The sequence below is a fragment of the Desulfosarcina widdelii genome, from assembly GCF_009688965.1.
GTDB classification, from domain to species: domain Bacteria; phylum Desulfobacterota; class Desulfobacteria; order Desulfobacterales; family Desulfosarcinaceae; genus Desulfosarcina; species Desulfosarcina widdelii.
This window is the reverse complement of record NZ_AP021875.1, coordinates 658228-675830: the sequence shown is the minus strand read 5'-3', so window position 1 is coordinate 675830 and position 17603 is coordinate 658228. Positions and strand designations below refer to the sequence as shown.

The following is a 17603-nucleotide window of genomic DNA, read 5'->3' as shown; positions in this document are numbered from 1 at the left end:
CCGTCAATGGATATACGAAATTAACCGCAGAACACGATATCGCGGGTGAAAATGATTAGAGTTCATTGGCAATGATCTCACAAAACCATGGAGGATGAAACTATGGGAATCAAAGTGTTTCAAGGAATGTATCGAGACGGGAAAATTAATCGTCGTGAGTTTATGGCGGCAATGGGCGCTTTAGGACTTTCGGCAGCGGCTTCTGGCGTACTCTTGAAATCGGGTAAAGCCTTGGCTGCGACACCGCAAAAGGGCGGAGTCATCAGGATGGCATCCGACATACATGGACCGGATGACACGATGGATCCAATTGCCCAAACATCAACTATCGATTACGCGCGGGGCAGGGCCACCTATAACAACCTGATACAAATCCTCGATGACATGTCCTTGCATCCCGAATTGGCGGAAGAATGGTCATCGAACAGCACCGCCACTGAATTCACATTCAAGATTCGCAAAGGAGTGCATTTTCACGACGGATCGCCTCTAACCGCAGATGACGTGGTCTGGAGCCTGAACCGCCATCTCGGGAAAAAATCAACATCCGTGGTCAAGCTGCTCATGGAATCGGTGAGCGAGTGGAAAAAGATCGACAGCCATACCGTGAAGGCGGTCTTGGGTACACCGAACGCTGACTTGCCGATTATTCTCGGTATCTATCAAATGAAAATCGCCAAAAAGGGCACTACAGACTTTAAAAAAGGCAATGGGACCGGCCCCTTTGTACTGAAATCCTTTGAGCCTGGCGTGAAATCTGTGCACGTCCGTAACGAAAATTACTGGAGAGAAGGTCCCTATCTGGATGCATTGGAAATCACGGCGATTACCGACCCGATCGCCCGTACCAATGCGCTCATTGCAGGTGATGTGCAAATTGCAGCTCGTGTTGATAACAAGTCCATCCGTCTTATCAATCAGGCTGCCGGTGTGCATGTTATATCGGAACCATCGGGACAGTTTGGCGGAGTCGCCTGCCTCAAGGACACGCCTCCTGGTGAGAACTATGATTTCGTAATGGGGATGCGGTACATCCAGGATCGTGAGCGTATCGTCCGGTCCATTCTCAAGGGCCATGGCCAAGTGGGCAATGACCAGCCAATATCGTCTGCGTATGGCAAAGACTATTGCTCTGAATTGCCGCAGCGGGGATACGACCCTGATAAGGCCAAGTGGCACCTCAAAAAGTCAGGTTATTCTTCCGCTGAACTTTTTGTCGCGCCAGTGGTTTCGGGCTCTGAAGATATGGCTATCATGATGCAGGCAAACCTGAAAAAGATCGGTTTCGACCTCAAGGTCAAGAAAGTACCCGTCGACGGGTATTGGGGGGCCGTCTGGCTGAAAGAACCGCTGAATATCACAGGATGGAATATGCGTCCCACGGCGAACAGCATGTTGGCGCTTCAGTTGGGCCCGGGGGCTCCGTGGAATGACACCCATTGGCACAACAAGCGGTTTGGTGAACTGCTCAAACTGTCGCTGGCTGAAACCAATCCTGATAAGCGCCATGCGATGTACTGTGAAATGCAGACAATGGTTCACAACGAGAGCGGACTCGTAATTCCATGCTTCGTGAATAACCTTGACGGTGTCAGCGACAAGCTTCACGGCATACCCAATCAACCTCTGGGCCCGGTGGGGGCATCTGAATGGCCAGAATTCGCCTGGTTGGAAAGCTAAGGTTCGTTTCATTAAAGGGAAAAGGACTGCATGCAACTCATCATGCAGTCCTTTTCCCTTCAACTATTGCGAAAGCGACTCAGTAAAGCGGTTTAGAGGTTAATAAATGTTAATACGAAAAGCCATCCTGCGACGGGTCGTTTTGGGTATTGTTACGCTTTGGGTAGTGTCCGTTCTGATTTTTACAGGCACAAGCGTGCTTCCCGGGGATGTCGCTCAGATTATTCTGGGCCAGATGGCAACCCCGGAGTCTCTGGCGGCGTTGCGTGCCGATCTTGGCCTGGATCAGCCGGCATACTTGCGCTACTTTCTCTGGTTGGGCGATCTGCTGACCGGGGATCTCGGTATCTCCAAAGCAGGTTCAGGGGTGGGTACAATAGGCACCCCGATTGCCACCATGATCATTCCCCGATTGTGGAACACATTGCGCCTCGCTGGCATGGTTGCAATGATCGCTATTCCCCTGTCGTTGACCCTGGGCCTTGTTACCTCGATGTACCCTGGCACCCTGCTGGATCGTATCGTCACCTTTTCCACGCTTAGCCTGATTTCGGTTCCGGAATTCCTTGTCGGCACATTTCTGGTGCTCATGCTGGCCGTAAAATTTGGCTGGCTGCCCTCAATTGCCTATATTAGCGGGAATGAAAGCGGTTGGCAGCTATTCAAGGTGATGGTGATGCCGACCCTTACCTTAGTGATTGTGGTGTCGTCGCAAATCATTCGGATGACCAGGGCCACGGTGCTCAATGTGATGAGTTCCCCTTACATTGAGATGGCAATACTCAAAGGGTTGCCTCGCAAGAGAATCATCTTGCGGCATGCACTGTTCAACGCCATTGGACCCATCGTCAATGTGATCGCACTGAACTTGGCGTACCTCGTCAGCGGCGTGGTCATTGTGGAGACGATTTTCGCCTATCCGGGGCTGGCAAGGCTGCTGGTCGATGGAGTGCAGACCAGGGATATGCCGCTAGTCCAGGCTTGTGCCATGATTTTCTGTGCATCCTACATCATTTTGATATTTATTGCGGATATGGCCACAATCCTGTCAAATCCCCGGCTACGGAATCCCAAATAGAGAGTATCGATTATGTCGAAAACGGTCAATCAAACCAGCACAACGCCGCAGTTCGAGGAACTCCCTGATGCGCCCCCCAGACGCCGGATGAAGTTTTCCTGGACCGGTAAGTTCAGCATCTGTGTTGTTGTTTCATGGGTGATTTTAGCACTCATCGGTCCTTACATCGCGCCGTATCACGAGGCGGACATCCTGGACGAAGCGTTGTTTATAGTACCTGGTAGCGACAATCGTTATCCCGAAACTACTTTTCAGAATCCGAGCAAGGTCGCTTTTCTCGGCACCGACTACATGGGGCGGGATATCTTGTCTCGGACGCTCTTCGGAGCGAGGACTACCATAGCAATCACGCTCGCCGCGACGTTGCTGGCGTACATCGTAGGTGTGACGCTGGGCATTGCCGCTGCGGTCGGCGGCGGTATACTCGATATGTCCCTCAGCCGGGTCAACGATGCTATCGTTTCGATGCCGCACATTATGCTGGGCCTGGTCGTGATTGCCGCTATCGGCAGTACAATTCCAATTCTGGTGGTGCTAACCGGTTTTATCTACGCGGCTAGCGTTTTCCGTATTGCGCGTGCATTGGGACAGGAAGTTATGGTCAGTGATTTTGTCGAAGCATCCCAGGTACGAGGTGAGGGTCTGTGGTGGATAATCACCCGCGAAGTATTGCCCAATGTAGCGGTTCCGCTGGCTACTGATTTCGGTTTACGGTTTGTATGGGTCCTCCTTTTTATTTCCAGCCTTAGTTTTCTCGGCCTGGGTATACAACCGCCGATGTCGGACTGGGGCAGCATGGTAAGAGAGAACCTTGCTGGTCTCCCATACGGTTCGATTGCACCCCTGGTGCCGGCTTTTGCGATAGCCACGCTGACGATATCGATCAACATGATCGTTGACGATATTTCCGCCCATTCTGGTTCAAAATTGGCGAAAAGGATGATCTAATGACCAAACTGCTGGAAGTCGATAATCTCAGGATTAGTGCACGAAAAGAAGATGGCAGCTTGTTACCGATCGTCAAGGGAGTGAGTTTCAGCGTTGCGCCCGGTGAAGTGGTAGCACTTATCGGTGAATCGGGTTCGGGAAAAACTACCATTGCGCTCTCCGCATTGGGGTATACAAAGCCCGGGATGGTGTTTGCCGGGGGCGAGGTCCGGTTGGACGGCCGGGACATCATCTCTATGCCGGCAGAGGAAAAAAGACAGCTTCGCGGACAGCGTGTGGCCTATGTGGCGCAAAGCGCTGCCGCCGCTTTCAATCCGGCGCTGACGATCGGAGAGCAGGTAACCGAATCGGCCCTGATTCATGGGCATCTGAACCAGCAAGGGGCAGATCAGCGGGCTGAGATGCTATACAGAGCCATGGATCTGCCGGATCCGGAATGGCTGGGAAGGCGTTATCCGCATCAGGTCTCCGGCGGCCAGTTGCAAAGGCTAATGGCCGCTATGGCACTTTGCGGCAAACCCGAACTTCTTTTGCTGGACGAACCTACGACAGCGCTAGACGTCACGACCCAGATCGAGGTGCTAAAAGCCTTTAAATCCGTAATCAAGCAGGAAGGTTCGGCCGCTATTTATGTGACCCATGATCTTTCCGTTGTCGCTCAAATAGCCGATTACATCGTCGTGCTTTACTCGGGAGAAATTTTGGAACATGGGACTGCTGAGCAGGTCATCAACAGGCCGGGACAAGATTACACACGGCGGCTGATGGATGCCGTTCGGCCACCTCCGGCAGCCGGTCAGGGCGATAAGTTGTCAGAAGAGCACGAGTGCGACCTTCCTGCCCTGGAATTGATCAATATCACAGCGGGTTATGGAAAACGGAAAGAGGGCATGCCGGCTGTTTTGGTCCTTCATGATGTGAATGTGACCATAAAAAAAGGCCACACCGTGGGTGTGATCGGAGAGTCCGGGTGCGGGAAATCCACCATGGCCAGGGTCATGTCCGGTCTTTTGCCAGCAAGCAGGGGGGATGTGTTGCTGAATGGGAAATCCCTACAGCCCCATCTCAAACATCGCTCGCGTGAACAGCTCCAGAAAGTGCAGTTTGTGTTTCAGATGGCAGACACAGCGCTCAATCCGCGCCAGAGAATTGATAGAATCCTCGGCCGTCCGATCGAATTCTACCTGGGGTTGAATGGTGACGAAAAAAGAAAGCGCATCGGCGAACTGCTCCACATGGTCGATTTACCTCAAGAGTTTGCTGGTCGCTATCCGGAAGAGTTGTCCGGTGGCCAGAAGCAGCGCGTCAACCTGGCCCGCGCACTCGCGGCGTTACCGGAGGTGGTGCTTTGCGACGAGGTCATATCGGCGCTCGATACTATCGTCGGTGCCAACATCATCGAGCTCCTCAAACAGCTGCGTCAACAGACCGGGGTGTCATTCGTTTTTATCAGCCATGACCTTTCCACGGTCGCTTCTTTCGCCGACGAGATAATCGTCCTATACGCCGGCCAGGTAGTCGAGCAGGGAGGAACGGACCAAGTCCTTTCGCCCCCCTATCATCCCTATACACGGATGCTTATTGCGTCGGTACCGGAAATGCGAGTTGGCTGGCTGGAAGAGGCCATTGAGACCCAGGAGGCGAAAGCGGGTATGGATCGGGAGGTCAAACTAACAGAGACCGGCTGCCCATTTTTCGATCGCTGCCCGCTATCGATTCCCGGCGTCTGTGATCTGGAAATTCCGCCTGTTCGCAATCTCGACGATGGGCATACCATCAAGTGCCATAGAAGTGAGGAAGAGTTCAAACAGTGATAGATGATGCTCGATTGAACGAGATTTTTAAAGTGAAAGCTGACGGCCTGTGGTTATTAGTGAACTGAAGAACATGACCAAACTGGAGATACTGCTTTCCGACGACTCGTTGATCGATTCCGAATGGTTCGGCGCCGGGGGCATGGACAAAGATTTTGCCGGCGAGGACAGCTCCTCTGAACCGGTGTTACTTAAAAAGGCGGTGGAAGAGGCCGAGAAAAACGCTATTCGCCGGGCGCTGCGACTGGCCGAAGGCAATCGCTCCAAAGCTACCGTCTTCTTGGGGATGTCCATCAAACGATGATGGTCGGTTCTCTTTCTGTTTACCAGAACAAACCTTCACCCGTGCCCGATTACAGATAGCTGCTATATAGGAAATAAAAATACATTTCAGTATGATAGGCCGCTTCATACAAGATCTTGTGGCCTGCTTTTTCCAAAAAAATAAACGCTTAGTTCTGCATATCTTTACTGGCAAGTCTGATGGGGTGAAACCGGAAACCGGCATCACCCCTTTTTGCATCACCCATAAATATTCTCAATCCATCTGATTGCTTCCACATCGCTGATTGTTCCCAGATACCTTTGTGTGGTCGAAAGATTCGCGTGCCGGAGGATGACTTTTGAAATAATTTCAATAGGTACGCCAGATCGACTGGCATAGGTGGCAGAATGCCGACGCAGGTCATGCGGTCTGAGTTTGACTCCGACCAGCTTGCCGGATTTGATCACCATCATTCTGGCCGCCTCATAGGTAATCGGGAATATCCGATCGCTGGGTTCATTGCACACCTCCAGTGCATATTCACGTAATCGATCCGCCACTTTCTGTGGGATGAACACAAACTCATATTCCTTTCCGCTTTTGGGCTCACGGAGAACCAGCTTACGGTCCTGCAGATCACCCAATTGCAGTTTCAGCACTTCACCGATGCGCATGCCACCACGGGCCATCAGTTCAAGGATCAATCGATTGCGAACCTTGGTGGTGCGAAAAATAATCTCGTCGATAGTTTCCTTTTCGATAATTTTCCACCTCAGGGGCACCCGCTCCCGATACAGCTTCCGAATCATGGGCCTGTCGCATGGGTTCCTGAGCTCGGGATCGATATTATTGCGGACAAAATTGAAAAATGATGAGAGTTGGGAAAAGCGGATCCGCTTGGTGTAGGGTTTGTTGCCTTCGGTGAGGCGGTTCAGGTAGGTTAGAATCTGTTCCGGGGATACTTGCTCAACGGGACCATCACCAAATTCCTGGATAAACCGCTCGATGATGGCCCGGTAAGCTCGCACCGTATTTTTTTTTCGAATGGGTGGCGGTGGACCCCAAAAACTGGACAATGTGCTAAGCTAAGAGTCAGACCAAATTTTAGGAGGATCTGACGATGGGTAAAAAGAGAAAGACACACAGTCCACAATTCAAAGCAAAAGTTGCTCTGGCAGCCATTCAGAACGACGAGACCACCTCACAGATTGCCAGTCGGTTCGGTGTCCACCCCACCATGGTTTCCACATGGAAGCGGCAGATGCTCGAAGGGGCTGCCGATATCTTTGACAAAAGCCATAAGACCAGGAAACAGGCCGAAGCCCGCACCGACGAGCTGTACCGACAGATTGGTCAACTCAAGGTCGAAAACGATTTTTTATCACGAAAGCTCGGCAGCTGAAGAAAAAGCAGCGTAAATCCATGATCGAATCTGCCAATCAGCAGCTGAGCATTTCCCGGCAATGCAAACTATTGGACGTTAAACGTTCATCGTATTATTACAGCCCCAAACCCATCAAACCGGAGGATTTGGAACTGATGCGCATCATCGACGAACTGTACCTCCGGGATCCATCTTCGGGAAGTCGATCGCTCAGTCGTCAACTGCGACGTCAGGGCAAAAAGGTCAACCGTAAAAAGGTGCAGCGATTGATGCGGCTAATGGGCATTGAGGCGGTGTATCCCAGACCGCGAACCACCCGGCCTCATCCGCAGCACAAGGTATATCCCTATCTGCTGAAAAATTTGACCATCGAGCGACCCAACCAGGTTTGGGCCACCGATATAACTTACATCCCCATGGCCCGTGGATTCATGTATCTGGTGGCGGTCATGGACTGGCATAGCCGCAAGATCCTTTCCTGGCGTGTTTCCAACACCATGGAACCGGCCTTTTGCATCGAAGCCCTGGAAGAAGCGATAGATCGATATGGAGCGCCTGAGATCTTCAATACCGATCAGGGCAGCCAGTTCACCAGCAACGCCTTTACCAAAGTCCTCAAGGACAATCAGGTCGCCATCAGTATGGACGGCCGGGGGCGCTGTCAGGACAACATTTTCGTCGAACGGCTCTGGTGGACCCTCAAATACCAGTACATTTACCTGCACTCATTCGATACGGGCAAGGCGCTGCGACGCGGCCTGGCCTGGTGGATCCAATATTACAATCAGGAACGCGGTCATTCATCCCTTGACGATAAAACCCCGGATGAGGTTTACTACGGTCTACCTTTTCCCTATGCCGAGGCCGCCTGATGCCCTTTTCTCTTTTCAACAGCATCCGGCTCTTAGCTTATTCGCCCATCAGGCTGTCCAAACTTTGGGGTCCATCTCCGGTCTTGTGATAATCGATCCAGATTTTGGCCGCTCGTGATAGTTTCATAGCCTTCCTCCTGGGTTAAAGGGTTAATAATATTGGGCAGCACTCAAGATAAGCCTATGATATCCAGTTGCTAAATGCAAATTCGGTGTCTTCCTTGATACTTATTGGGGCTGGCAAGAAACATGTAATTTTAACAATGCTGTTTTCGTGCGATAGACAGAACATACTTTAATGGACTTATAGCTTTCAGGGTCAACTCCATAGACTCATCCTATTGACCGTATTCGACCAAATATATGCCAATAGACATTCGACGTAAAATCATTCACTTGGGTTGTTGTGTCTGATCGCTAATGCGGTTGCGAGTTGAAGATTCAGAACGAGTGATATAAGATGCGTGGTCATTACACCGATAAACAAGGATCAATTGACAAAGAAATGCGCTATGACCAAAGATCCTATCACGGCGGAACGTCATTCTTTTGCCGCCTTATTGACCGTCTGCTGTCTGGTCACCTTCGGTTGCTACTTTGCTATTTCCATGCGGCTGCCGGTGGTACCGTTGTATGCAGCTGGCTTCGGTGTCAGCACCTCTGAAATCGGCATGATCAATGCCGCATTTTATCTCATGGCCGGGATGCTGGCACTTCCCTCTGGGATAATGTCCGATAGTTTGGGCAGGAGGCGCTTGGCTGTTTACGGCACTATCGTACTCTTCACCGGTATGCTGTTACTCTATTTCAGCCGATCGTTTTTATATCTTGCCGGCATCTACCTGCTTCTGGGCATCGGCATTGCGGCTTTCGGCCCAACGATGATGTCATGGGTATCTGAGATATCGCCGTCGACCCATATGGGCCGGGCTTACGGTTGGTATACCACAGCTTTATTTTGTGGATTGGGCATGGGACCCGCGGCCGGCGGTGCTTTGGGTGAGTGGTTGGGGTTCCGACCGGTTTTTTTAATTGGTGCAGCTCTCGTGGCCATTACGATCTGGGCCGTCCAATGGTTCTTGCCCGCACTGGAGGCACCTGCCGATCTCAAAATCGAAAAGCCGAGGCAACAATTGAATTGGAGGCTGATGCTCACTAACCGTCAGCTCATGGGCTGCTGGTTGGTGACTTTCGGAGCCAACATCATCGGTGGCGCATTTTTTACTTTTTTACCACTTCTGGCCTACGAAAGGGGACTCGACGTGGGTCAGATCGGTATCGTTTACCTCGTCCAGTCAATAACAAATGCATTGGCGCGGATCCCCTTCGGCACCATCAGCGACCGCATAGGGCGACGCAAGTACCAAGCTCTCCTGGGTGTGGTGTTGGCGTCCTTATCCATTGCCGGATTCGCGCCAGCCGTGACCTTCGTCCACTTTCTCCTGGCCGCTTTCTGCTTGGGTGTAAGCCTGGCCATTGCTTTCACCTCTATTGGTGCACTTATCGCTGAGACAACGGAACCTCGGTTCCGAGGCCTTGCCATGGGCGGCTATAACAGTTTCATATATTTTGGCCTGATGGCCGGTTCCATCGGATTGGGGCCCCTGATCGAGGCTATAGGCTTTGGCGCTGGATTTTTGTTCGCCGGCGCATCCAATCTCTTCTTTGTCTCCTTTTTTGCTTGGAGCATGCTGGGTTACTCGCAAGACAATCGAAATACATCCGAGTCATAGGATGTCTGAGCCCATTTTAATTTAAAGATTTCGAGATTTGGTTGTTACAGGAGGTGAATTTGAAAGTCAGAGGAGCTGAACTAAATGATTTGGATCAAGTGGTCGAATTCACCGCAGCAGAAGCGCGAGAAGCTGAGGGACACGAAAAGGATACCAAGACATTAAGGGACGGAATCAAAGCGGCACTTGAGGACCGTTCAATTGCCATGTATTGGGTGCTGATGAATCAGAACAATGAAACGGTACCAGACAGGAAATTGTTCTTGAAGCAGCGGAAACCAAGACTGCATCGCTTCTCATTCTAACCATACCCAGTCTTGTGGTGACGCGATCAGCCATTGTTCAGTCGAAACGTCTAAATGGACAGCTTACAATCGAGGCGCGAATTCCTGGATCGGATTATTTCAATGAAATGAAAGATCTTGGGGTTTCGGAAGTCGTCTTCCCAGAATTTGAAGCGAGTTTAGAGATGACGCGCCAGTCCCTTCTCTATTTAAGGATTCCTCCAGCGGAAGTTCAAAGGCACACGGATAAATTCCGACAGGAGCTATATGCCGCCTTGTTTAATTCAAACGACAGCTACCGCCTGCTTTCTCAACTTCGAGGGGCTGAGCAGCAGTTTGATCTGCAGTGGATTCGATTATCCAAGGACAGCATCATGGCAGATCGATCTATTGGAGAAAGCGAGATACACAAAACCACTGGAGTTTCCATCTTTGGTGTTGTCCGGGATTGCCAGCTAAAATACAATCCCGACGCTAAATTTGTTTGGATGCCCGAGGATTAAATTGCGATCATTGGAAACGAGGCAAATCGGAAGACCTTTATTCCTATAGCAGGATTTCCAACTTGAAATAAAAGGAGCGCAACCGTGAAAAAGAAGAGTTGTCATTTTTCATATTTTCTTATTTTCTTTTTGTACATTTGTTTTTTCCTGCCTTTGCCATTGTTTGCTGTTGAAAAAACTCTGCTGACCGATAGGCAGACTATTTATGTTCCCGCCTATTCGCATATTTACAGCGGGAACAGAGAGCGCCCTTTCCTGCTGGCAGTTACATTAAGCATTAGAAATATTGATCCGAAATATCCGATTATAATAACCGTTGTTGATTATTATGAGACGCAGGGGAAACGTTTAAAGAAATATCTGACTGAACCAAAAATTCTAAAACCAATGGAATCATTGCGTTATATAATACCGGAAAGAGATAAAAGCGGAGGATCGGGTGCCAACTTCATTGTTGAATGGAAGTCGGATAAACCTGTCAACACGCCTATTGTCGAATCGGTAATGATTGGCACTCAAAATCAGCAAGGTGTTTCATTTACTTCTCGTGGTCGGAAAATTATTACATATGAGTAATGATATTGATAATGTTCGGTGTTTATAATGATTGATTTAGCTTCATTAGTATCCGGTTGAGAATCAAATAAATTCAGTTGGATATATCCAGAAGTAAATTTGTTATTGTAATCGTTTTCTGCCAATGCCCGTGAAATAAGGGTTTTCTCAAAAAGAGTAATACTCAGAACCTGTAAAATTGTGTAGAGGCTCTGGTCAAGGGCCAGGCGCTTTTTCATGATGGCAACCAGCACATAAACGGATATAGCGATCCAGATCTGGGTTTTTACGGCGGTTTCCGAAACCCCGAAAAATTTCTTTATCCGCAGGTGCTGCTTGATGGTACTGGATCTCGATTCCCTAAATTTAGCAAACCCTCTTGCAGAATCTTACCTATTTTTTTTGGAATTTTATCCTATAACCAAGATAAGGTAGGCTACCCAATGATTGGAGCTTAAACTATGGATGAGGCGAAGGTCAGGAACTGCTGACTTGGTTATGTGATGATTTGTGCCAACAGCTGCTGTCCGAATCATATAGTAGCGTATGGTTATAGGCGAGCCATATTCAAGAACATAACCCAAGTCGAACCCTTTGAAAATAAGTGTGATACAATGTACTTAAAGAATTGGTTTGACCGACTACCAGCTGCCTACCGGCTGCCTTTTTCGGCAATTGTTGTCGCAACTGCATATTATCTAAGTGCAAAGTTCGGACTGAGCCTAATTTTTAAGCCCGATTACATCGCTGCTCTCTGGCCCCCCAACGCAATCTTGCTGTCTATCCTCTTTTTAACGAAACCCAAAGAATGGTTATGGTTTCTTTTAGCCGTTATTCCTGCGGAGTTGGCGGCTGATCTACCTTCCGGAATTCCCCTCACGATGGCCTTGGGATTTGTTGGTGCGGACTGGATAGAAGTTTTAACCGCGGTCATACTGCTTCAAAAACTATCAGAAGTCCCGCCGGAGTTTAACAGTGCTATAAAAACAACAATATATATTATCTGCTGTGTCTTAGCCGCCCCATTAATTGCTGCTTTCCCAGGTGCTTGGGTAACTGGAATAGGGCCGACTGGTCCTGCATACATTACGAGATGGATGCAATGGTTCATCAGCGATGCATTGACCCATCTGTTGATTACACCATTTATCGTATTGTGGATATCTTGGGATTTTTCAAAAGTTAGATCACGGCCATTTTCATACTACCTTGAACTGATATTCATAGCGACAATATTGTTGCTTTTGAGCATCACCACCCTCAGCGGATTGTGGCTGGATCCACAAAAATATCCAGCATTAATATATATACCCTTACCTGTTCTTTTATGGGCTTCGGTTCGCTTTGGCCCCCAGGGATTTTTTTCTTCATCTCTGTTATACACGATTATTTGTTTTTGGATGGGGTCTCACGGTTACGGTCCTTTCATTGAACACCCGGTTGCTCGAAATGTAATCAATTTGCAAATCTATCTCGGCTTAACGTTAACGCCAATGTTGTTTTTATCTGCTTTGATAGAGGATCGTAGATGCGCCGAAAGACTTTTAAAAATTAGCGAACAACAGTATCGTTCCTTATTTATAAATAATATTTCAGCCATATTAATTGTTGACCCGGACACAGCTGAAATTGTCGATGCAAACCCTTCCGCCTGCTCATTCTACGGTTATTCCAAAAATGCTTTAATCAGCATGAAAATTACGGATGTAAACGTGATGTCTGAGAATGAAATAGCTGAGGAGATGGAACGCGCCAAAAACGAAAACAAGAATCTTTTCAATTTCCGCCATCAGCTATCCGACGGGACAATTCGCGATGTTGAGGTATACAGCGGCCCTGTTACAATAGGTGGAAAAACGATGCTATGTTCCATTGTTCATGATGTTTTTGAGCGAAAGAAAGTGGAGGCCGAGCGAGAAAAATTGATTCGAGATCTTCGAAGTGCCCTGTCGGAGGTGAAAATTTTACGCGGATTCCTTCCAATATGTGCTTCTTGCAAGAAAATTCGTGATGATAAAGGGTATTGGAATCAAATCGAAACATATATATCCAATCATTCCGAAGCGCAGTTTAGTCATGGGTTATGCCCCGATTGTGCCAGAAAATTATATCCCGATTTAAATATTGAGCGTGATTGACCCGGTAAAAGTGAGAGTTGCACAAATAATAATTAGACAACCGCGTCATTCAAATTAGCTCGACTGTTCCCATGGAGATTAATTGTCTTGAAAAATTATAAAACTTCAACCCTGCTGTTCTTCGTATTGCGGTTAGCAGCTAATTTACGGTAAAAAAATGGAATATGACATAAATAATAAAGCACTCAAAATGATACAGGATTTTGTAGTTCTTCAGAAACAGAAGGTCCTTGAGATTGGCTGTGGTGAGGGACGAATGTCTAAATTTTTATCTCATGAAACACAAAGATACATTGCGATTGATCCCGATGAAAAAAGCATCGAAAAGGCTAAATCTAAAAATCTTAATATTGACTTTAGAATTGGTACTGGAGAAGCATTGGAATTTGAAGATAGTTCTTTTCCAATTATAATCTTCACACTATCCTTGCATCACCAAAAAAGCCACTTAGCCCTTAAAGAAGCTTACAGAGTACTGACCGAAAAAGGGCATTTGATTATTTTAGAACCTTTGGCAAATGGTGAGTTCACACAGTTCTTTAATCTATTTGAGGACGAATCGGAAAGTATTCAAGACGCATTGAATTCGATAGAAAATTGTGATTTTAAGATTGAACGTAAAGAAGTATTCTATACAGTTATGTCGTTTAACAATCTGGACGAACTAATCAACTATCCATTTGGGCGGAAAAAGATAAAGAAAGAGGATACGGGTCGAATTATCAAAACATTACAGCAATTGCGGGGTTCTCTAACCAATGTGAATCCAATTCACCTTTATGACGATTCTCAATTATTTTTGTTACGTAAGAAAAATTTTTGACTCAAAATCTTAAAAATAAATAAACCTGGTTATCTACAATACTGAAGTGATAACGACCTAACATTTCAAATTTATTACGGTTTCAACCATAAAGAGCCATTGTCAAGAAATTGTATGTATTTTTAGATACATAACTCAATGACACTTCAGCTTTGTGGATAAAACAGATAAATAAATTCATCACTGAATTTGGACCGTTGCACCGAGCCATCTTCTGTTCGAGACTCATTTTTAGCTTTCAAATCTTTCAACCGTTGATTTGTATTTTTCGTGAATCATATTTCGATCAAACTCCCGGAACTCTTCAAGCATTGCCCGGTCCTCTTCATCAGTTAAGTAAGTTCTGGATCTAGGAAAAAAAATTTTATCTTCTTTTTCAATATGTATAGGATAAAAATCAATGAGGGTCTTAAGATTAGCAGTAATATCTGCCAAGGCAGTCTCATCCCCATTCCGATAGCGAGTGTTGGCTTCAACAAGCGCTTTGGTTGTCTGTCGACCAAATACATGTTCATCGATCAGTTCTTTCATGATTTGATAATCTTCTGATTTCAACCCTTTTTTATTGAGTTCCCGAAAAAGAATATCTTCCTCTTTCCCGTGATGCGTCCGGTCGGCGTATACACGTATAAAATCAACTGCTATGTCCACGAACACAGGATCTAACTCGTGATTCGATTCGATTTTGGCCAAAACTCCTTTGAGTACGTTAAGCATTCGTTCAATCAAACGGTGCTCTATCATGAGAGGGCCTCGTGCTTGCATATTAATACCTCCTTTTTTATTCCTGAATACTCATTTTGATGAAATTACAGAGTCGGGTGTAGCTTTTTTGCATAGTCAGCCGCATTGATACCGGCAACACACCCTTCACCAACCGCCTTTGCTACCTGCCATGGTGGGCCACAGATGTCCCCGGCGGCGAAGATACCAGATACACTGGTGAGTTGGTCCTTGTCGGCCCGGATAAAGCGCATCGTATCGTCCAGTGCCACCCCCAGCGATGTAGCCAGTTCCATAAGCCCTTTCGCGCCCAATTCGATAAAAACACCTGATGTGGAAAGGATGGTGCCGTCATCGAGAACGATCGCATTGACCTCTTCCTTACCGGAAATTTCCTTAACCTTGGCACCTCGGTGCAACACCACATGGCTGTTATCGAGTTTTGCCAGCAACGCCTCTGAGACCTTTAAATCATCGCAAATCAGATGTACTTTCCCAGCAATCTCGGCCAAGGTCAGTGCGCCGTCTGCAGCGGCACTTTCACTGCCCACCACTGTCACCTCCTCGCCTCGGTAAAAATTACCGTCACAGTCGACACAGTAGCTGACGCCTTTGCCGACAAGCTCTTTTTCGCCTTTGACCCGCAGCTTGTTGCGTGCCGTTCCAGTGGCTAAAACCAGTGTCTTGCATGCGAGACGATTACCGCCTTCGGTTTCGAGTTCGAACCGACCGTCATCTGCAGTGATCTTAAGGATATCTTCATCCATGAACTCGCTGCCGAAGTTTTTCGCCTGGCGTCGGCCAGTTTCCAGCATCACCTTGCCAGTGGCATTGAACAAACTCACCATGTTCTCCACGTGTGCCCGAAATAGGCTGCTCTTGTGCTCCTTTCCCAGCACCAGCACCGAAACCTTTTTTCGGGATGCATGGATGGCAGCCTGAAGGCCTGCCGGTCCGGCACCCACGACCACAACATCGTAAAAATCAGTTTTCTTCATTATTTTCTCCTCTAAACCGACCGGCACTACGGAACATCAATGTTCATCCGGTTGCCGAGATGGCATCATCTTTTACCAATGCACGCATCGTCGGTGCAAACTCTCCTGCCTCTCACCGACATGCTTGTACCCTGGCGTTTTATTCTCTTTTTATCCTGCCGTTTTATTTCCGCAGATAGTTCACTATGCGGTCCTGCGACTTTCCCGATGCAGGCATCATCTTCGCAGACAATTTTGTCGGACACGGTAATGGAGGAATGTGGCGTTTGATTGTTTGGTTCTTTGTTTAGGCTTGTCTTGTTCATCAAAGGCCTCCTTATAGGTTTTTTGTGCCTTCAAAACAGGGTGACAACCGACCGAAATTTCAACTAAAAAGGTTTTCCTCCACCAACCGGGCTCCAAAACTCGGTACGGTTGCCCTCCGGGTCGAACAGGTAGAACACATCGGCTCCCATCACCTGAGAACGAATCGCCGTCGGTTCTAATCCATCCTCGAGAAAGGCGCGATGCGCCGTCTGCAGATCGTCGATTTGAAAGGACAAGGTAACGCCTTTTCCGTCACCGCTCACTATTGTTGTCCTGGATGAATCCGCGACGCTTAAAAAGGCGGTTGGAGTCAACCGAAACTCGACGAACCAATCTTTTTGAAATACAACCTCAAACCCGAGATGATCGCGATAAAAGGCCACCGTCTCCTTCCATCGCCTCGCGTAAAGAATCGTGTTCGCTCTTTTTATATCTGTCGGCAATGTCATGGATTATTCCCCTCGAATCATAACCAGCAGCATCTTGAATGGCTCCACGGCATGAAGCGCATGAGAAATATTTGCCGGCATAATCAGCATTTCGCCGGCGCTAACGTTTTGTGGCTGGCCGCCAATGGTGATCTCTGCTTTGCCGTCCAAGATGTGAACCACGGCATCAAAGGGGGCGGTGTGTTCGCTGAGCCCCTGTCCCTGGTCAAAGGCAAACAATGTGATGTTGCCGATTTCCTTTTTGATCAGGGTTTTGCTCACAACAGAGCCTGCGGCGTATTCAATGTGGTTCTCCAAGTTAAACGCCGTACCTTTGGGTGCATTTGCTTTTTCGCTCATACGATCCTCCCTGTTTTTACCCGGTGGGGGCGCAACGAAACCGCAGCGTACCGGCCGCATCGTTGGCCATGGTTGGCGATCCTGAACCGGGATTGGTTCGCTATGTTTTGTCTCTAACTGTAAAAATAATCACTGCAAATAGATATTGCCAAGCTCGGACAGCATTTGGTGAAAACGCTCATGCGTTCCAACGCCTATTTTTTCCGATTCGATTTGATCGAATCCGTGCTTCATTTCAGATAGGTCGCTTTCTGGTAGATGGTTTATTGCCAAGGGAAATAGCACCTTGTTTTCTTTATCGATATGAAAATTCAGCAATGCAATGTAATCATCCGCATGACGTTTGAATTTTTCTGCGGCACCGCCATCCCCGTTTCGATATCGAGCAAATTCATTTTTCATTTTGGATACCAGATTGCGTCCACGTTGATGCTCTTCAAGCATGACACCCACCGGACCTCCTTCGCGGCTGATGCCGACTTTTTCCAAGGCGGGAAAAAGCAGTTCTTCCTCCTTGCCATGGTGGCACCTGTCGACAAAGGTCGTAAAAAACTCAAGCAGTTGCTCCACATGATCGGGATTGGGAATCTTTCCTGTTCTTTCGATATCCTGCCCAATCGTTTCTATAATTCTCAGCGTCGTCCTGACCGCTTCATGCTCTGTTAAGAGTTCGTTTATGGCGTTCATCACATTCCTCCTTTTCGAATTGTT

General features: G+C 47.9%; 19 protein-coding genes and 1 pseudogene. 12 read left to right on the top strand and 8 right to left on the bottom strand.

The window, feature by feature from the left end; translation table 11 throughout:
- Positions 1-102: 102 nt before the first annotated feature.
- The 5 genes from GN111_RS03195 to GN111_RS03175 all read left to right on the top strand — a co-directional run bounded on the left by GN111_RS03195 (position 103) and on the right by GN111_RS03175 (position 5824).
- The gene (locus GN111_RS03195) at positions 103-1680 is read left to right on the top strand and encodes an ABC transporter substrate-binding protein (RefSeq protein WP_170302103.1); all 1578 of its coding nucleotides are present in this window, start codon (positions 103-105) and stop codon (positions 1678-1680) included.
- Between the two features lie 106 nt (positions 1681-1786).
- Positions 1787-2758 (top strand): ABC transporter permease, encoded by a 972-nt coding sequence (locus GN111_RS03190; protein ID WP_155302361.1) that lies wholly within the window; start codon positions 1787-1789, stop codon positions 2756-2758.
- Between the two features lie 12 nt (positions 2759-2770).
- The gene (locus GN111_RS03185; protein ID WP_197740486.1) at positions 2771-3706 is read left to right on the top strand and encodes an ABC transporter permease; all 936 of its coding nucleotides are present in this window, start codon (positions 2771-2773) and stop codon (positions 3704-3706) included.
- A complete protein-coding gene (locus GN111_RS03180) occupies positions 3706-5520 on the top strand; it encodes an ABC transporter ATP-binding protein (protein WP_155302360.1) in 1815 nt (604 codons plus the stop codon). The genes GN111_RS03185 and GN111_RS03180 overlap by 1 nt, the downstream gene beginning before the upstream one ends.
- A gap of 49 nt (positions 5521-5569) precedes the next feature.
- Positions 5570-5824, top strand: a complete 255-nt coding sequence (locus GN111_RS03175) for a helix-turn-helix domain-containing protein (protein WP_231715661.1) — start codon at positions 5570-5572, stop codon at positions 5822-5824.
- Positions 5825-6042: 218 nt separating this feature from the next.
- Here GN111_RS03175 and GN111_RS03170 read toward each other — a convergent pair whose 3' ends face one another.
- Positions 6043-6813, bottom strand: coding sequence for a tyrosine-type recombinase/integrase (locus GN111_RS03170; protein ID WP_170302097.1), 771 nt, complete (start codon positions 6811-6813; stop codon positions 6043-6045).
- A 92-nt stretch (positions 6814-6905) separates the two neighbouring features.
- Here GN111_RS03170 and GN111_RS03165 point away from each other — a divergent pair.
- The 5 genes from GN111_RS03165 to GN111_RS03145 all read left to right on the top strand — a co-directional run bounded on the left by GN111_RS03165 (position 6906) and on the right by GN111_RS03145 (position 11137).
- Positions 6906-8041, top strand: a protein-coding gene (locus GN111_RS03165; RefSeq protein ID WP_155302358.1) for an IS3 family transposase whose coding sequence is annotated in 2 segments (ribosomal slippage) — positions 6906-7173 and positions 7173-8041 — 1137 coding nt in all. Because the reading frame shifts where the segments join, the coding sequence is not laid out codon by codon here.
- A 512-nt stretch (positions 8042-8553) separates the two neighbouring features.
- Entirely contained in the window at positions 8554-9774 is a 1221-nt protein-coding gene (locus GN111_RS03160; protein WP_155302357.1) for an MFS transporter, read from the top strand.
- 59 nt (positions 9775-9833) lie between these two features.
- On the top strand, positions 9834-10079 hold the full coding sequence (locus GN111_RS03155) for a hypothetical protein (RefSeq protein WP_155302356.1): 246 nt from the start codon (positions 9834-9836) through the stop codon (positions 10077-10079).
- Between the two features lie 107 nt (positions 10080-10186).
- On the top strand, positions 10187-10561 hold the full coding sequence (locus tag GN111_RS03150; protein ID WP_155302355.1) for a cation:proton antiporter regulatory subunit: 375 nt from the start codon (positions 10187-10189) through the stop codon (positions 10559-10561).
- Positions 10562-10645: 84 nt separating this feature from the next.
- Positions 10646-11137 (top strand): DUF3124 domain-containing protein, encoded by a 492-nt coding sequence (locus tag GN111_RS03145; protein ID WP_231715660.1) that lies wholly within the window; start codon positions 10646-10648, stop codon positions 11135-11137.
- Between the two features lie 62 nt (positions 11138-11199).
- Here the strand turns inward: GN111_RS03145 and GN111_RS03140 are convergent.
- Positions 11200-11457, bottom strand: a pseudogene (locus GN111_RS03140) (hypothetical protein); the annotation flags it as partial.
- Positions 11458-11730: 273 nt separating this feature from the next.
- On the opposite strand from GN111_RS03140, the gene GN111_RS03135 reads away from it, so the two are divergent.
- Positions 11731-13254 (top strand): MASE1 domain-containing protein, encoded by a 1524-nt coding sequence (locus GN111_RS03135; protein ID WP_170302102.1) that lies wholly within the window; start codon positions 11731-11733, stop codon positions 13252-13254.
- A 157-nt stretch (positions 13255-13411) separates the two neighbouring features.
- Positions 13412-14077, top strand: a complete 666-nt coding sequence (locus tag GN111_RS03130) for a class I SAM-dependent methyltransferase (RefSeq protein ID WP_155302353.1) — start codon at positions 13412-13414, stop codon at positions 14075-14077.
- Positions 14078-14308: 231 nt separating this feature from the next.
- Here the strand turns inward: GN111_RS03130 and GN111_RS03125 are convergent, their stop codons facing one another.
- The 6 genes from GN111_RS03125 to GN111_RS03100 form a co-directional block, all read right to left on the bottom strand.
- Positions 14309-14842: a hemerythrin domain-containing protein gene (locus GN111_RS03125; RefSeq protein WP_155302352.1), complete on the bottom strand. Its 534-nt coding sequence runs from the start codon at positions 14840-14842 to the stop codon at positions 14309-14311.
- A gap of 44 nt (positions 14843-14886) precedes the next feature.
- Complete coding sequence (locus tag GN111_RS03120; RefSeq protein WP_155302351.1) at positions 14887-15798, bottom strand: NAD(P)/FAD-dependent oxidoreductase; 912 nt, start codon at positions 15796-15798, stop codon at positions 14887-14889.
- Between the two features lie 65 nt (positions 15799-15863).
- The gene (locus GN111_RS03115) at positions 15864-16103 is read right to left on the bottom strand and encodes a hypothetical protein (RefSeq protein WP_155302350.1); all 240 of its coding nucleotides are present in this window, start codon (positions 16101-16103) and stop codon (positions 15864-15866) included.
- Between the two features lie 63 nt (positions 16104-16166).
- Positions 16167-16553 carry a VOC family protein gene (locus tag GN111_RS03110; RefSeq protein ID WP_155302349.1) on the bottom strand — a complete coding sequence of 129 codons (387 nt, stop codon included), beginning with the start codon at positions 16551-16553 and terminating at the stop codon, positions 16167-16169.
- Between the two features lie 3 nt (positions 16554-16556).
- Positions 16557-16892, bottom strand: coding sequence for a cupin domain-containing protein (locus GN111_RS03105; protein WP_155302348.1), 336 nt, complete (start codon positions 16890-16892; stop codon positions 16557-16559).
- Positions 16893-17021: 129 nt separating this feature from the next.
- A complete protein-coding gene (locus GN111_RS03100) occupies positions 17022-17579 on the bottom strand; it encodes a hemerythrin domain-containing protein (protein WP_170302101.1) in 558 nt (185 codons plus the stop codon).
- Positions 17580-17603: the final 24 nt, after the last annotated feature.

Excerpts from the sequence above, each read along its gene's own strand:
- GN111_RS03150 (WP_155302355.1), top strand. The coding sequence starts at position 10,187 with ATGAAAGATCTTGGGGTTTCGGAAGTCGTCTTCCCAGAATTTGAAGCG.
- GN111_RS03135 (WP_170302102.1), top strand. The coding sequence starts at position 11,731 with ATGTACTTAAAGAATTGGTTTGACCGACTACCAGCTGCCTACCGGCTG.
- GN111_RS03115 (WP_155302350.1), bottom strand. The coding sequence starts at position 16,103 with ATGAACAAGACAAGCCTAAACAAAGAACCAAACAATCAAACGCCACAT.
- GN111_RS03190 (WP_155302361.1), top strand. The coding sequence starts at position 1,787 with ATGTTAATACGAAAAGCCATCCTGCGACGGGTCGTTTTGGGTATTGTT.
- GN111_RS03100 (WP_170302101.1), bottom strand. The coding sequence starts at position 17,579 with ATGAACGCCATAAACGAACTCTTAACAGAGCATGAAGCGGTCAGGACG.
- GN111_RS03185 (WP_197740486.1), top strand. The coding sequence starts at position 2,771 with ATGTCGAAAACGGTCAATCAAACCAGCACAACGCCGCAGTTCGAGGAA.
- GN111_RS03160 (WP_155302357.1), top strand. The coding sequence starts at position 8,554 with ATGACCAAAGATCCTATCACGGCGGAACGTCATTCTTTTGCCGCCTTA.
- GN111_RS03125 (WP_155302352.1), bottom strand. The coding sequence starts at position 14,842 with ATGCAAGCACGAGGCCCTCTCATGATAGAGCACCGTTTGATTGAACGA.
- GN111_RS03110 (WP_155302349.1), bottom strand. The coding sequence starts at position 16,553 with ATGACATTGCCGACAGATATAAAAAGAGCGAACACGATTCTTTACGCG.
- GN111_RS03195 (WP_170302103.1), top strand. The coding sequence starts at position 103 with ATGGGAATCAAAGTGTTTCAAGGAATGTATCGAGACGGGAAAATTAAT.
- GN111_RS03180 (WP_155302360.1), top strand. The coding sequence starts at position 3,706 with ATGACCAAACTGCTGGAAGTCGATAATCTCAGGATTAGTGCACGAAAA.
- GN111_RS03105 (WP_155302348.1), bottom strand. The coding sequence starts at position 16,892 with ATGAGCGAAAAAGCAAATGCACCCAAAGGTACGGCGTTTAACTTGGAG.
- GN111_RS03130 (WP_155302353.1), top strand. The coding sequence starts at position 13,412 with ATGGAATATGACATAAATAATAAAGCACTCAAAATGATACAGGATTTT.
- GN111_RS03120 (WP_155302351.1), bottom strand. The coding sequence starts at position 15,798 with ATGAAGAAAACTGATTTTTACGATGTTGTGGTCGTGGGTGCCGGACCG.